General features: G+C 69.2%; 13 protein-coding genes and 1 pseudogene. 10 read left to right on the top strand and 4 right to left on the bottom strand.

The genetic code is table 11. The features are described 5' to 3' along the window. Positions 1-259 (top strand): annotated as a pseudogene (locus tag SALPAC6_RS26760) (IS5 family transposase); the annotation flags it as partial. Between the two features lie 166 nt (positions 260-425). Continuing rightward, a complete protein-coding gene (locus SALPAC6_RS0124530; RefSeq protein ID WP_033666577.1) occupies positions 426-1,127 on the top strand; it encodes an HAD family hydrolase in 702 nt (233 codons plus the stop codon). A gap of 97 nt (positions 1,128-1,224) precedes the next feature. Here SALPAC6_RS0124530 and SALPAC6_RS0124525 read toward each other — a convergent pair whose 3' ends face one another. The 3 genes from SALPAC6_RS0124525 to SALPAC6_RS0124515 all read right to left on the bottom strand — a co-directional run bounded on the left by SALPAC6_RS0124525 (position 1,225) and on the right by SALPAC6_RS0124515 (position 5,803). Beyond that, positions 1,225-3,762, bottom strand: coding sequence for an ABC transporter permease (locus SALPAC6_RS0124525; RefSeq protein WP_018255950.1), 2,538 nt, complete (start codon positions 3,760-3,762; stop codon positions 1,225-1,227). Beyond that, a complete protein-coding gene (locus SALPAC6_RS0124520) occupies positions 3,762-4,529 on the bottom strand; it encodes an ABC transporter ATP-binding protein (RefSeq protein ID WP_018255949.1) in 768 nt (255 codons plus the stop codon). Before SALPAC6_RS0124520 ends, SALPAC6_RS0124525 begins: the two co-directional genes overlap by 1 nt. A 362-nt stretch (positions 4,530-4,891) precedes the next feature. Continuing rightward, positions 4,892-5,803: a RecB family exonuclease gene (locus SALPAC6_RS0124515; protein ID WP_018255948.1), complete on the bottom strand. Its 912-nt coding sequence runs from the start codon at positions 5,801-5,803 to the stop codon at positions 4,892-4,894. An 83-nt stretch (positions 5,804-5,886) separates the two neighbouring features. Between SALPAC6_RS0124515 and SALPAC6_RS0124510 the strand changes: the two genes are divergently transcribed. From SALPAC6_RS0124510 to SALPAC6_RS0124500, 3 genes are all read left to right on the top strand, one after another. Beyond that, positions 5,887-7,029, top strand: a complete 1,143-nt coding sequence (locus SALPAC6_RS0124510; RefSeq protein ID WP_223874282.1) for a site-2 protease family protein — start codon at positions 5,887-5,889, stop codon at positions 7,027-7,029. Between the two features lie 4 nt (positions 7,030-7,033). Continuing rightward, positions 7,034-7,990: a tRNA (adenine-N1)-methyltransferase gene (locus tag SALPAC6_RS0124505; RefSeq protein WP_026190044.1), complete on the top strand. Its 957-nt coding sequence runs from the start codon at positions 7,034-7,036 to the stop codon at positions 7,988-7,990. 81 nt (positions 7,991-8,071) lie between these two features. Beyond that, complete coding sequence (locus tag SALPAC6_RS0124500) at positions 8,072-8,644, top strand: hypothetical protein (RefSeq protein ID WP_018255945.1); 573 nt, start codon at positions 8,072-8,074, stop codon at positions 8,642-8,644. Between the two features lie 66 nt (positions 8,645-8,710). Here the strand turns inward: SALPAC6_RS0124500 and SALPAC6_RS0124495 are convergent, their stop codons facing one another. Beyond that, positions 8,711-9,004 carry a ferredoxin gene (locus tag SALPAC6_RS0124495; protein WP_018255944.1) on the bottom strand — a complete coding sequence of 98 codons (294 nt, stop codon included), beginning with the start codon at positions 9,002-9,004 and terminating at the stop codon, positions 8,711-8,713. A 174-nt stretch (positions 9,005-9,178) separates the two neighbouring features. Here SALPAC6_RS0124495 and arc point away from each other — a divergent pair, with 174 nt between their 5' ends. The 5 genes from arc (at position 9,179) to prcA (ending at position 14,784) form a co-directional block, all read left to right on the top strand. Continuing rightward, complete coding sequence (arc, locus tag SALPAC6_RS0124490; protein ID WP_018255943.1) at positions 9,179-10,960, top strand: proteasome ATPase; 1,782 nt, start codon at positions 9,179-9,181, stop codon at positions 10,958-10,960. Between the two features lie 148 nt (positions 10,961-11,108). Then, positions 11,109-12,626 carry a depupylase/deamidase Dop gene (gene dop, locus SALPAC6_RS0124485; protein WP_033666580.1) on the top strand — a complete coding sequence of 506 codons (1,518 nt, stop codon included), beginning with the start codon at positions 11,109-11,111 and terminating at the stop codon, positions 12,624-12,626. Between the two features lie 104 nt (positions 12,627-12,730). Beyond that, positions 12,731-12,946: a ubiquitin-like protein Pup gene (locus SALPAC6_RS0124480; RefSeq protein WP_018255941.1), complete on the top strand. Its 216-nt coding sequence runs from the start codon at positions 12,731-12,733 to the stop codon at positions 12,944-12,946. A 150-nt stretch (positions 12,947-13,096) separates the two neighbouring features. After that, on the top strand, positions 13,097-13,936 hold the full coding sequence (prcB, locus tag SALPAC6_RS0124475) for a proteasome subunit beta (protein ID WP_026190043.1): 840 nt from the start codon (positions 13,097-13,099) through the stop codon (positions 13,934-13,936). Positions 13,937-13,989: 53 nt separating this feature from the next. Further along, on the top strand, positions 13,990-14,784 hold the full coding sequence (prcA, locus tag SALPAC6_RS0124470) for a proteasome subunit alpha (protein WP_018255939.1): 795 nt from the start codon (positions 13,990-13,992) through the stop codon (positions 14,782-14,784). The last annotated feature ends 16 nt before the right edge of the window (positions 14,785-14,800 follow it).

Genomic DNA, 14,800 nt, shown 5'->3' with positions numbered 1-14,800 from the left:
CGGCGTCGACGTCGAGACCGTCACCAAAAACCCCCAAGCCAAAGGCTTCAGCGTGGTCAAACGGCGATGGGTCGTCGAACGCACCATCGGCTGGCTCATGCACCACCGCCGACTCGTCCGCGACTACGAAGCACGACCCGACAACTCCGCCAGCATGATCACCCTCGCCATGATCGACAACCTCGCCAAACGCCTCACCGCCGAAACCACCCCAACCTGGCGAGAACCACTACAACCACAACACACACAAAATACGTGAATCAGACGTCCTCTGAACACACCACCGGTGGTGGCGCGAACCCCGGTTGCCCGGCCGCCGGGCAGGTGACGTCTCGCCGGCCGCAGCCGAATCGGGTACCAGCCAGCGGCGAATGTCACAGGGAAGCAGGATCGGTGCCGGGCGGGGGCGGCGGCTGACAACATCTATGGTTTACCCCGAGGTGAGGAGGCCCACGCTGAGCGCCCAACATCCTGCCGCTGTTCTCTTCGACATGGACGGCACCCTGGTGGACAGCGAGAAGCTGTGGGACACCGCGCTGCGCGAGCTGGCAATCGCCTACGGCGGCGTGCTCTCCGAGAACGCCCGGCAGGCCATGATCGGCACGAGCATGGCGGCCGCGATGCAGCTCCTGCATGACGACCTGGGCCAGCCGGAGCGCGACCTGCAGGCTAGTGCGGCGTGGATCAACGCGCGGATCCTGGAGCTGTTCCGCTGCGGGCTGCAGTGGCAGCCGGGCGCGCTGACCCTGCTGCGCGCCGTCCGTGCCGCGCAGATCCCGACGGCCCTGGTCACATCCAGCGCTCGGGCGTTGGTGGAGGTTGCCCTCGACACCCTGGGGCGGGACAGCTTCGACGTGGTGGTGTGCGGGGACGAGGTGGATGCGGCCAAACCACACCCGATGCCCTACCTGACCGCCGCCCGGGTGCTCGGTGTGCCGATCGGACGGTGCGTGGCGATCGAGGACTCCCCGACCGGTGTGGCAAGTGCCCTCGCCGCGGGTGCGGCGGTCCTCGCGGTACCGGCGGAGGTGCCGGTGGAGCCCTGCGCCGACGTGCACCAGCTGGCGAGCCTGGCCGCGGCCGACCTGGAGCTACTTGCGGCGCTGCTCGGGGAACCGCTCGCCTGACACGGCCTTCGGCGGTCGGCAGCGCTCAGTCGTTCCGGTGACACGTCGTCAGTGCGCGGAAGGGCCCCGGTGCTACGGGGCCCTTCCGCGAGCGGGCTCAGTCGTGGGCGATGGCACCCAGAACATCGATGCGGGCGGCGCGGACCGCGGGAATCACCGCGGCGAGGACGCCGACGAGTGCGCCGAGGCCGACCATCGTCCCCATGTCCGCCCAGGGCAACACCAGGTCGGTGATTCCCTCGTCGCGTAGCGCCTCGACGACGGCCGCGCCGAGGCCGGAGCCGACGGCAATGCCGAGCAGCGCACCGAACACCGAGATCACCACCGCCTCTACAGTGATCATGCCCATGGTCTGCGCCCGACCAAGGCCGACCGCGCGGAGTAGCCCGAGCTCTCGGGTGCGTTCGAGCACCGACAGGGCCAGGGTGTTGATGATGCCGAGCACCGCGATCACGATGGCCAACAGCAGCAGGATCTGGATCATTCGCAACAGGTCGTCGAGCGGCTTGGTCTGCTGCTCGATGAACGCTTCACGGTCGGCCACCGTCACCTCCGGGCTGTCCGCCAGGAGCGTCTCCACCCGCGGCAGCACGTCAGCGGCCTGGGTGCCGGGCGTGAGCTGGATGAAGCCCGCTATCGGCTGGGGGATGGTGAAGCCCTGCGCCGCGGTGACCGGCAAAGTGATCGGATCGAGGAGCTCAGCGGCTTCGTAGATCCCGCTGACCGTGTAGGTCTTCGCCTCGGCGCGGGCCAGCTGTACCGGCACGGTGGAGCCGACGGAGAGTCCGCGCGAGGCCGCCACATCAGAGCTGACCAGCATCTGATCTTGCCCGAGTCGACTGATGTCCCCGGCGGTGGCCCGCGCGCCGAAGATCTGCGTCAGCGTCGACACGTCGCTGTTGGCGCCCACCCAGGTGCGCTCGTCGCCGACCTGGGCCGAATCGCCGTATGCTCCGCCGACCAGCGCCACCCCGGGCAGCGCCGCGGTCTTCTCCAGCACCGCGGGGTCGAAGGTCGGCGGTCGGGGCCCGGTCTGCGAGCCGCCGATCACCAACTCGGCCTTGATCTTGTCCTGGGCCAGGCCGCTGATGCTGCTCTTGGTGGAATCCAGGATGACGGTAACCCCGGTGACCAGGGCGATGCCGACCATCAGCGCGGCCGCCGTGATCGCCGTACGGCGTGGGTTTCGTCCGGAGTTGAGCCGGCCCAACTTGCCCGGCATCCACCAGGAGAAGATCCCGCCGAGTAGACCGACCACCGGCCGGCTGATCAGCGGGGTCAGGAGCGCCACCCCGATGAAGGCGAGGAGCACGCCGCCGAGGATGGTGATCAGAGTGTCGCCACCGGCGTGTCCGCCGAGGCCCAGGAAGAGCAGCGTGGCACCGGTCGAGGTCACCGCTGCGCCCGCCACCGTGACCTTGGTCAGCGGCCGGTCCGGCGTCGCGACATCCTGCATCGCCGCGATCGGCGGGATCCGGGACGCCCGCAGCGCGGGCAGCAGCGCCGCCACCACCGTGATGATCAGGCCGACCCCGAACGCCGCGATGACCGCCGCCGGGGGTACGGCGATCCCTGCCAGGTCGAGCCCGCCGGAGAGGTTGCCGAACAGGTACGCCAGCAGCGCGCCGATGCCGACGCCGGCGCCGAGGCCGAGCACGGAGGCGAGTAGGCCGACCGCCACCGCCTCCAGCACCACCGAGCCGATGATCTGGCGGCGGCCCGCCCCGACGGCGCGCATCAGCGCCAACTCCCGGGTGCGCTGCGCCACGATGATCGAGAATGTGTTGAGGATCAGGAACGTCCCCACCAGCAGCGCCACCGCGGCGAAGCCGAGCAGGATTCGGTTGAAGAAGGACAACCCGTCCTTCAGCGTCGCCGAGGCATCCGCAGAGAGCTCTGCACCTGTCTTCACCTCGAAGTCGGCCCCGAGCGCGGCGGCGATGTCGTTGCGCAGCCGATCGTCGGCGACGCCGTCGGCGGCGGTGACCGTGACATTGGTGAAGGCGTCGCGTTGGCCGAGCATCAGCTGCTGCGCCACCGGAGTGGTGAACATGATCTCGTTGGTGCCGCCGAGGGAGTCGCGGCCTCCGCTGAAGCCGAAGATCCCGACGATGGTGAACTCCTGCTTCGGCTCGAGCGTGAGCACGCCCACCCGGTCGCCGACCGCGACCCGGCCGGCCTTGGCCAGACCAGCGTTGACGACGATCTCGTCGTCCGCCTGCGGCTCCCGGCCCTCGCGTAGCTGTACGAGGTCGCTCACGCCCACCCAGTTCTCACCGAGCTGGGGTGGCCCGAAGGAGGTGACCACCTTGCCATTGCTGCCGATCAGGCGCGCGCCGTCGGCGGCCACGATGCCGGTGGCCTCGGCCACTCCGTCGACGCCCCGGATCCGTTCCACCGTCTCGGCCGGCACCGGCTCTCTCTCGAAGTCGCTCAGCCCCTCCTTCGGCCTCGCGGAGACGTTGACGTCCACCCCTTCGTACGCGTCGGCGAAGACGGCGTCGAAGGAGCGGCCGAGGGTGTCGGTGAGCACGAACGCGCCCGAGACGAACATGACGCCGAGCACCACCGCCAACCCGGATAGGATCAGCCGGAGCTTTCGCGCCAGCAGGCTCTTGAGGGTCGCCCGGAACATCAGTCGCCCACCTCGACCTGAGTGTCGAGCTTCTTCATCGTGTCCAGCACCGTCTCCGCCGTCGGCTCGATCAGCTCAGAGACGATCTGTCCGTCGGCGAGGAAGACCACCCGGTCGGCATAGGCGGCGGCGGTCGGGTCATGGGTGACCATGACAATGGTCTGCCCGTGCTCCCGCACCGATCTGCGGAGGAACTTCAGCACCTCCGCGCCGGCCCGTGAGTCGAGGTTGCCGGTCGGCTCGTCCGCGAAGATCACCTGTGGGCGGCTGACCAGGGCCCGGGCGCAGGCGACCCGCTGCTGCTGCCCACCGGAGAGCTGCGCCGGCCGGTGACCCAGCCGGTCCCGCAGGCCGACGGTCTCGATCACGGTGTCGAACCAGGCCGGGTCCGGCTTGCGCCCGGCGATCGACAGCGGTAGCAGGATGTTTTCCTTCGCGGTCAACGTCGGCAGCAGGTTGAACTGTTGGAAGATGAAACCGACCTGGTCACGACGCAGCTTGGTCAGACCGGCGTCCCCCAAGCCGGTGACCGTGGTCTCGCCGATCGAGACCGTGCCCCGGGTCACGGAGTCCAGCCCGGCGAGGCAGTGCATCAACGTTGACTTGCCCGACCCGGATGGACCCATGATCGCCGTGAATCGGCTCTGCTCGAACTCACAGGTGACCCCGCGAAGCGCGATCACCTGCGCCTCCCCAGTGCCGTACACCTTCCACACCTCGCTCGCGCGGGCCGCGGCCTGCGCCTGACGGCCTACCGTCGCGGTCACGTCTTCTCCTTCTCGTCGTTTGGTCCGCGCCGTCCCCCTCGGCCCAGCGCGACAGTCCCATCATGGATCTTCCCCAGCTCACATCCCTCCGACTTGGGGTGGAGCCGTGGCGGAGTTTGGTGCTACGGGTGTCCCTGATCATCACTCAGGGTTGCCCCTGAGCGCCCGCTCGGTCGAGCCGGTTTCCCGACGGCCCTGGGATCGACCCTGCACGCCGACGATCGGTGATGGTCAACCCCACTGTTCGTTGTTGGTCACAGTAGGTGAGCGGCACAACCCCTGGCGAAGGGCGGGCAGTCAGCTCCCGGGCCGGGCCAGCCCAGACTCGTACGCCAGCACCACCGCCTGCACCCGGTGTCCACTCACTCGTCGGTGCCCGGCGGCATCGGCTGGGATCGCGAGTCACGGAGCGAGTCGGCCGGATTCGGGCCGACCGGGAACGGCGGCGGCGTGCCCCCGAAACTCGGACACAGCCGCTGGTGGCTGCACCAGTCACAGAGCCGGCTTGGCCGCGGGCGGAAGTCCTTGGCGGCGGTGGCGGCCTCGATCGCTCGCCAGAGCGCCACCACCGTGCGCTCGAATCGCACCAATTCGTCAGTGTCCGGGGTGTAGTCGCAGGCCTCGGCATCTTTCAGGTAGAGCAGCCGCAGTACCCGCGGCACCACGCCGCGGGTACGCCACAACACCAGGGCGTAGAACTTGAGCTGGAACAGCGCCCGCGACTCGAACGCCTCCCGCGGTGCACCGCCGGTCTTGTAGTCAACCACCCGCAGCGCGCCGTCCGGCGCCACGTCCAACCGGTCCAGATAGCCCCGGATCAGCAGCTCCTCGTCCACCACCGCGGAGATCAGGCTTTCCCGCTCGGCCGGCTCCAGGCGGCGTGGATCCTCCACCGCGAAGTAGCCCTCGAGCAGCCCCGCGGCCGAGCGTAGGAACGTTGACCGGGCCTCGGCGTCGTCGGTGAACAGGGCGGCCAGCTCCGGCTGCTCGGTGACCAGCCGGTCCCACTGCGGAGCCACCAGGTCGCTGGCGGCCCTCGGGGTGCGGTCAGCGGGGGAGAGGTCGAACAGGCGCTCCAGTACGGCGTGGACCAGAGTGCCCCGGGCCTGCTCCACGGTAGGCTGCTCGGGCAGTCGGTCGATGCTGCGGAACCGGTAGAGCAACGGGCAGGTCTTGAAGTCGGCCGCCCGCGAGGGGGACAGCGAGGCCCGTACCGTGGCCGGTACCTCCGCCGCGGGCGAGAGCTGCTGGGCTGTCACCGGATCCGCTGTCATGACCGGAAGGGTAGGGCACCGGGGTGACAGCGCGGCCCGCGCCGTCTGCAGGGCATGATCCGCTCCCGCGTAGCATCGGGTCAGTGGACTCCAGGAGGCAAGCCCCGCATCGACCGGCCGGGGTGACCGTCGGCCGGGTGATCGGGGTGCCGCTGCACCTCGACTGGTCGATGCTGCTGCTCACCCTGGCCGTCACCGTGCTGTACGCCGAGTTCGCCCGTCGGGAGCTCGCCCTCTCTCCGGCCGGTGGCTACCTGATCGGCCTCGGCTTCGTCATCTCCCTGCTCGGGTCGGTGCTGCTGCACGAGCTCGGTCATGCCCTCACCGCCCGCCGATTCGGGATCGGGGTGCGGGGCATCACCCTGGAGCTGCTCGGTGGCTACACCGAGATGGACCGAGATGCCCCGACCCCCCGGGCTGATCTGCTGATATCCCTCGCCGGGCCGGCGGTCTCCGCGGTACTCGGTGCGGCGGCGGTCACCGTCACCCTGGCGCTCCCCGAGCGCACCCTGGCGCACCAGCTCGCCTTCCAGCTCGCGGTGAGCAACGTCGTGGTCGCGGTATTCAACGTGCTGCCCGGGCTGCCGCTCGACGGCGGGCGCGCGCTGCGGGCCGCCGTCTGGGCCGTCACCCGGGACCGACACCGGGCCACCGAGGTGGCGGGCTGGGTCGGTCGGGTGGTCGCCCTCGGTACGGGCGGGTCCGCCGTCGTGCTGGCCCTGACCCGTCCGCCGACGCCGCCGGTGCTGCTCGCGATGCCGCTGATGCTGCTGGTCGCGGTAACCCTCTGGCGGGGCGCCGGGCAGTCCATTCGGCTGGCCCGGATCACCCGCCGACTTTCGCTGATCGATCTTCCCCGGCTGGCCCGTCCGGTCTGCGCCGTTCCGACCGGCACCCCGCTCGCCGAGGCGCAGCGGCGCGCCGCCGGAGCCAGCCCGCCGGCCGCGCTGTTGGTCACCGACTCCGCGGGCTGCTCACACGCCCTGGTCAACCCGGCTGCCGCCGCGGCGGTCGCGGTCAACCGCCGGCCGTGGTTGCCGGTGGACGCGGTGGCTCGGCCGCTGGCCGAGGTGCCGACCGTGCCGGTCGGCCTCGATGGCGAGCAGGTGCTGGAGACCGTGCGGCGCCACCCGGGCGCACAGTACGTGGTGACCTCAGGCGAAGATGTCGTCGGCATCCTGCACCTCGCGGATCTTGCCCAGCTGCTCGAACCCCACCGGAGATGAACACGTGACCGCACCGCCCTCCGACGCACCCGACCAACACGTCCCCGCGCCGCCTCCAGCGCGCCGGGGGCCGTTCCAACCCGGTGACCGGGTGCAGTTGACCGACCCGAAGGGGCGAATGCACACCCTCACCCTGGAGCCGGGCAAGGAGTTCCACACCCACCGCGGCATCCTGCACCACGACGCCCTGATCGGTCAGCCCGACGGCAGCGTCGTCAGCACCGCCGGCGGCGGTACGGCGTTTCTGGCCCTGCGCCCGCTGCTCGCCGACTACGTCCTGTCGATGCCGCGCGGCGCCCAGGTGATCTACCCGAAGGACTCGGCCCAGATCGTTGCGATGGGCGATGTCTTCCCCGGCGCGCGGGTGCTGGAGGCGGGGGCCGGGTCCGGTGCGCTGAGCTGTTCCCTACTGCGTGCTGTCGGCCCCACCGGAGAGCTGCGCTCATGGGAGGTGCGTGACGACTTCGCCCAGATCGCCCGCCGTAACGTCGAGGCGTTCTTCGGCGGCCCGCACCCGGCCTGGCGGCTGCAGGTCGGGGACGTGGCGGCGAATCCGGAGACCGGCTTCGACCGGATCATCCTGGACATGCTCACGCCCTGGGAGCAGCTCGACATGGTCGAGCGGGCCCTGCTGCCCGGTGGGGTGCTGATTGGGTACGTCGCCACCACCCCGCAGCTTTCCGAGCTGGTGGAGGCGCTGCGGGAGCGGGGCGGCTGGACGGAGCCGCGGGCCTGGGAGTCACTGGTCCGGGACTGGCACGCGGAGGGACTGGCCGTTCGCCCCGACCACCGCATGATCGCGCACACCGCGTTCCTGGTGTCTGCGCGTAAGCTCGCGCCGGGGGTCACCGCCCCTCCCCGCCGTCGCAAGCCCAGCAAGGGTATGGAGGCATACGCGCAGCGCCGGGCGGCGCTGCGGGAGGCGCCGGCTGCCCAGGCCGGCGCGGTGGAGGAGGGATGACGGTCATGAGGGTCGAGCAGGACAGCGGGGAATGACGCGACAGCGGCCGACCGGCGTGGACCGGTGGTGGGGGGAGACGGAATGAAACGGCCGGGCCTAGGCGGCGGCGACGTGCCAGCGGTGTTTCCGGACTGGTCGCCGTATCGGGACCTCGAGTCCGCGGCGCGCGCCTACCTGCGCGACCCGGATGTGGCCTTGGAGGCGCTCGGCGGTGTGCTTCGCGGCGCCTCCGTGCTCGGCTTCACCCTGGAACGGTTCGTCAACGAGGTCAACGGAGTCTGGCAGGAGGTGGTCATCTGTGACGGCAGCCGCCTGGTCCTCTGGCACGGCGAGGACATCCCGCCCGGAGAGGGCCCACCTGGCTCGATGACCTCCTCGCTGCGGGTGGTGCCGATCTCCTCGGTCACCGAGGTGGGGTGTCGGCGGCGGCTCACCCGCACCGACAGGGGCACCGTGCGGGTGGACGGCATCGATGTCTACCTGCTGTTGAGGTCGCTGGACGAGGCGCCGTCGGGTGAGGAGGGGGGCGGTTCGCTCCGGCATGACGCGTTGCGCTTCGGTAAGACCCTCGACGACGGCGGCGCCGGGCAGATCACCCGCCTTGAGGAGTTCGCCCGGTTGGTCGCCTCGGCCGTCGGTCGGCCACTGGGCTGAGTACTGATCACTCGGCTGAGGGCTGACCGCTCGCGGGCAGCGGCGGCCAGTCCTCAGCCTCGGCCGTCACTCTTCGGCCCCTGGGCCGGCGACTGGCGTGCCGTCGCTGCCGCGGAGCACGTGGATGCACTCGCCCGGGCACTCCTTCGCCGAGTCGATCACCTCAAGGCGGAGGTGTTCCGGCACCGCCACCCGGCCGCCCGGGGCCTGTACCAGTTCGCCGTCCGGCCCTTTGACGTAGGCGAGTCCGTCGATGTCGAACTCGAAGACCTCTGGTGCGTACTGGACGCAGAGCCCATCGCCCGTGCACAGGTCCTGGTCCACCCAGACCTGTAGCTGGTCGGTCGCGACCTCGATCACCGTTCCCCCAGGTTCGTCCGTCGTACGCCTTGACGGTACCCGAACCATCGGACGCATTCCCGAGCCCACCCGGGGCGATCAAGGTTCGGTGACGAGGGTGTTGCATGGGACCGAATCGGCCTCATAGCGGTTAGTGTTAGGGCAGAACGTTCAAGCCCCCCGGGGAGGTGGGACGTGGCACGCAGCGACGACGCGGACTCGCGCGCCGCACGGTGGGAGAAGGAGGCCCACGATCTCTCCACGCAGGTCGCGTTCCTGCAAGAGGAACTCGCTCTGGTGCGGCGCAAGTTGACCGAAAGCCCCCGACAGGTCCGGCAGCTCGAAGAGCGGCTGGCGGCCGCCCAGGCTCAACTGGCGCGGCTGACCGAGAACAATGAGCGGCTCGTGAGCACTCTCAAGGAGGCGCGAGCGCAGATCGTGACGCTCAAGGAGGAGATCGACCGGCTCGCCCAGCCGCCGAGCGGCTACGGGGTCTTCCTGGCGCGACACGACGATGGCACGGTGGACGTGTTCACCGGTGGCCGCAAACTCCGGGTAGCCGTCTCACCGTCCCTGGAGGTCGCCGAACTGCGCCGGGGGCAGGAGGTCCTGCTCAACGATGCGCTCAACATCGTTGACGCGTTCGGTTATGAGCGGGCCGGTGAGGTGGTCATGCTCAAGGAGGTGCTCGCCGGGCCCGACGGCGCTCCCGGCGACCGTGCCCTCGTGGTTTCCCACTCCGACGAGGAGCGCGTCGTGCACCTCGCGGAGACGCTGATCGACGCCCCGATTCGGGCGGGTGACTCCCTCATGATCGAGCCTCGCTCGGCCTACGCCTACGAGCGGATTCCGAAGAGCGAGGTCGAGGAGCTGGTCCTGGAGGAGGTGCCGGACGTCGACTACACCGACATCGGCGGTCTCCACGCGCAGATCGAGCAGATTCGCGACGCGGTGGAGCTGCCGTTCCTGCACGCTGACCTGTTCCGGGAGCATCAGCTCCGGCCACCGAAGGGCATTCTGCTCTACGGGCCGCCGGGCTGCGGGAAGACCCTGATCGCCAAGGCGGTGGCGAACTCGCTGGCCAAGAAGATCGCCGAGCGGCGCGGCGAGGAGAAGCACACCAGCTACTTCCTCAACATCAAGGGCCCAGAGCTGCTCAACAAGTACGTCGGCGAGACCGAGCGGCACATCCGGCTGGTCTTCCAGCGGGCCCGGGAGAAGGCCGGCGAGGGCACACCGGTCATCGTCTTCTTTGACGAGATGGACTCCGTGTTCCGCACCCGGGGCTCCGGTGTCTCGTCGGATGTGGAGAACACCATCGTCCCGCAGCTGCTCAGCGAGATCGATGGGGTGGAGGGCCTGGAGAACGTCATCGTCATCGGCGCCTCCAACCGGGAGGACATGATCGATCCGGCGATCCTGCGGCCGGGGCGGCTCGACGTCAAGATTAAGATCGAGCGGCCGGATGCCGAGGCGGCAAAGGACATCTTCTCCAAATACATCCTCCCCGGCCTGCCCCTGCACCCGGACGACCTGGCCGAGCACGGCAGCGATCCACAGGCCACCGTGGCGGCGATGATCGACGCGGTCGTCCTGCGGATGTACTCGGAGACCGAGGAGAACCGTTTCCTCGAGGTCACCTATGCCAACGGCGACAAGGATGTCCTCTACTTCAAGGACTTCAACTCCGGTGCGATGATCCAGAACATCGTGGACCGGGGCAAGAAGATGGCCATCAAGGAGTTCCTCACCTCCGCCCGCAAGGGCCTGCGGTTGCAACACCTCCTCGACGCCTGCGTCGATGAGTTCCGGGAGAACGAGGACCTCCCCAACACCACCAACCCCGACGACTGGGCGCGCATCTCCGGAAAGAAGGGCGAGCGGATCGTCTACATCCGTACGCTCGTCTCCGGCGGCAAGGGCGCCGATGCGGGCCGGTCCATCGAAACCGCCAGTAACACCGGCCAGTATCTCTGACGACGGTGGTCACGAGCCCGGGTCAGGTTAGGACCCGGGCTCGTGACCTTCGCTGGGTGGTTGCTCCGCACCGCCGCATCACGATCGGGTGCGGTGCCGACTACTCTCGACGAAGGGATCGGTCGGGGCGAGTGAAGCGGGTAGGTTGATGAGCGTTAGACGGATCATGGGCACCGAGGTCGAGTACGGCATCTCCGTGCCCAGTCAGGCCGGGGCCAATCCGATGGTCACCTCCTCGCAGGTGGTCAACGCCTACGGGGCGCGTCCCGAGCTCAATCGTGGGGGGCGCGCTCGCTGGGACTACGAGGAGGAGTCGCCGCTGCGCGACGCCCGTGGCTTCACCTATTCCGGCGCCGCGTACGACCCGGCGGAGGCCCTCGCCGACGAGGATCTCGGTCTGGCCAACGTGATTCTCACCAACGGCGCCCGGCTCTACGTGGACCATGCCCATCCGGAGTACTCCACTCCGGAGGTGACCACCCCGTGGGACCTGGTGCGCTGGGACAAGGCGGGGGAGCAGGTGATGGCCGAGGCGGCCCGCCGCGCCGCCACCATCCCCGGCAGCCACCCTATTCACCTGTACAAGAACAACACCGACAACAAGGGCGCCAGTTACGGCGCACACGAGAACTACCTCATGCGGCGGCAGACGCCCTTCGCCGACATCGTCACGTTTCTGACACCGTTCTTTGTCACCCGGCAGATCGTCGCGGGGGCCGGGCGGGTCGGCCTCGGCCAGGATGGTGGGCAGAACGGCTTCCAGATCTCCCAGCGCGCCGACTTCTTCGAGGTTGAGGTGGGGCTGGAGACGACGCTCAAGCGGCCCATCATCAACACTCGGGACGAGCCGCACGCCGATGCTGACAAGTACCGCCGGCTGCACGTCATCATTGGCGATGCCAACCTGTCGGAGATCTCCACGTACCTCAAGGTCGGCACGACCGCGCTGGTTCTCACCATGATCGAAGAGCAGGCGCTCGTCCCTGACCTCGGCATCGCGGACCCGGTCAGCGAGCTCCGTGCGGTCAGCCACGACCCCTCCCTCGGCCACCTCATGCGGCTGCGGGACGGGCGGCGACTCACCGCGCTGGACGTCCAGTGGGCCTACTACGAGCGGGTGCGCTCGTTCGTGGACGACCGGTACGGCAACGACGTTGACGAGCAGACCGCCGACGTGCTGCAACGGTGGGAGAGCGTGCTGGACCGGCTGGGCCGGGATGTCTTCCTCTGCGCCGACGAGCTCGACTGGGTGGCGAAGCTGCGGTTGCTGGAGGGCTACCGGGAGCGGGAGAAGCTCGGCTGGGGGTCACCCAAGCTACAACTGGTTGACCTGCAGTACTCCGATGTTCGCCCGGAGAAGGGGCTCTACCACCGGCTGGTGTCGCGGGGCGCGATGAGGACACTGCTGCCGGCGGAGGCGGCCCAGGTCGCGATGACCGAGCCGCCGGAGGACACCCGGGCCTACTTCCGGGGTCGCTGCCTCGCCCAGTTCGCCTCCGAGGTGGTCGCGGCGAGCTGGGACTCGGTCATCTTCGACGTGGGCCGGGAGTCGCTGGTGCGGGTGCCGATGATGGAGCCGGAGCGCGGCACCCGCGCGCACGTCGGTGCGCTCTTTGACCGCTGCGAGAGCGCGAAGGATCTGCTGGAGACCCTGACCGGTGGTTGAGCCGTCCGGCGCGGTGGACCGGTATCACGTGACTGGCGCGCGACAGGCCATTTCGTCGTCCGCGCGAGGTAAGTTCGTCGCAGACGATCGTGGAGGAGGTAGCCATGGCGACCCGTGACAGCGGTGGGCAGGCGCAGACCGGCCGGTCCCAGCAGAGCGAGGAGACCGAGGACGTCACGACGGAGGCGAGCGCGGAAGCCGCCGAGCGACACGCCGAGATCACCGAGGACGTGGACGACCTCCTCGACGAGATCGACTCCGTTCTTGAGGAGAACGCCGAGGAATTCGTCCGGGGCTACGTGCAGAAGGGCGGCGAATAGGCGTCGGGGCCGATTCGCCATCACCTGGACACGATCACCGCGCCAGAAGGGGTGCGGGATACCCTGCTTCAACCGCAACGGTGGTCCTGGCTGGTTCCGGAGAAGTCCGGGCAGACCGACCAGGACGATCACGTACCTGAGAGGAACCACGTGGCAGCGGCTTTCGACCCATCCGGGCGTCTTCCGGATCTGTTCACCAACGCCGGGACGTCCTCCTTCTCCGCGTTCCTGAGCAAGGCGGCGCCGGAGCTGCTGCCCGGACGACGGCCGCTGCCGCCCGGGATGGCCACGGACCTGACGCCGCACGCCACCACCATCGTCGCCATCGCCGCTGCCGGTGGAGTCGTGTTGGCGGGCGACCGCCGCGCCACCATGGGCAACCTGATCGCCCAGCGGGACATCGAGAAGGTGTATCCGGCGGACGCATATTCCCTCGTGGGCATGGCGGGTGCTGCCGGAATCGGGATCGAGCTGATCCGACTCTTCCGGGTCGAGCTGGAGCACTACGAGAAGATCGAGGGCGCGATGCTCTCGCTCGACGGTAAGGCCAACCGGTTGGCCGCGATGGTTCGGGGCAATCTCGGCGCGGCGATGCAGGGGCTCGCTGTGGTCCCGCTCTTCGCCGGGTTCGACCTGGCCGCGACGGACCCGGCGAAGGCTGGTCGGATTTTCAGCTTCGACGTGACCGGCGGTCCCTACGAGGAGACCGGTTACGACGCGGTCGGCTCTGGCTCCTTGTTCGCCAAGTCGGCGCTGAAGAAGCGGTTCCGGTTCGGGCTCTCCGTTGACGAGGCGGTACGCCTGGCCGTGGAGGCTCTCTACGACGCGGCCGACGACGACACCGCGACCGGTGGGCCGGACCTGACCCGGCGGATCTATCCGGTGGTGATGTCCGCTACGGCGGAGGGCACGCATCGATTCACCGAGGCGGAGACGGCGGCGATCGCCGAAAGTGTGGTCGCTGCCCGGATGGAGAATCCGGGCGGCTGAGCCCCCTACCCGACCCCAGCGACCAGCACAGCGCCGTAAGGAGAACTTCTGTCGTGGCCATGCAGTTCTACGCCTCGCCCGAGCAGATCATGCGCGACCGCTCCGAGCTGGCCCGCAAGGGCATCGCCCGCGGGCGCAGCGCGGTGGTCCTGAGTTACGCCGGCGGGGTGCTCTTCGTCGCGGAGAATCTCTCCAGCGCCCTGCACAAGGTTGGTGAGATCTACGACCGGATCGGCTTTGCCGCCGTGGGCCGGTACAACGAGTTCGAAAACCTGCGACGTGCGGGTGTGCGGATGGCTGACCTGAACGGTCTGAGCTACGACCGGCGGGACGTGACCGGGCGGGCGCTCGCCAACGCGTTCGCGCAGACGCTTGGAGCGATCTTCACCGAGCAGTCCAAGCCGTTCGAGGTGGAGATCTGCGTCGCGCAGGTCGGCGCAACAGCGGAGGACGACGAGCTCTACCGGTTGACCTACGACGGGTCGGTCAACGATGAGCCCGGCCGAATGGCGATGGGCGGTCAGGCCGAGGCGATCGCTGGAGTGCTGAAGTCGCACCACCGTCCGGACATGTCGTTGGGCGACGCGGTCAAGGTGGCGGTGCAGGCCCTGGGCAGCGTCGGCGGTGAGGGTGGGGCTGCGCGCACGATCGCGGCCGACCAGCTGGAGGTCGCCATCCTGGACCGCGACCGGGTCGGCCGGACCTTCCGGCGGGTTACCGGTGCGGCGTTGACCGCCCTGCTCGACGACGGGGAGACCGCGGCCGCATCGGCGGATGCCTCGACGGCGCCGGCCGACGCGGCCGACTCGACTGAATCGGCTGATGGAGCGGAACGCCCCGATTCCTAGGCCCGAGAGAGCCACT

This window comes from Salinispora mooreana (genome assembly GCF_000379065.1).
GTDB lineage: Bacteria > Actinomycetota > Actinomycetes > Mycobacteriales > Micromonosporaceae > Micromonospora > Micromonospora mooreana.
This window is presented reverse-complemented; position numbering and strand designations above follow the sequence as displayed.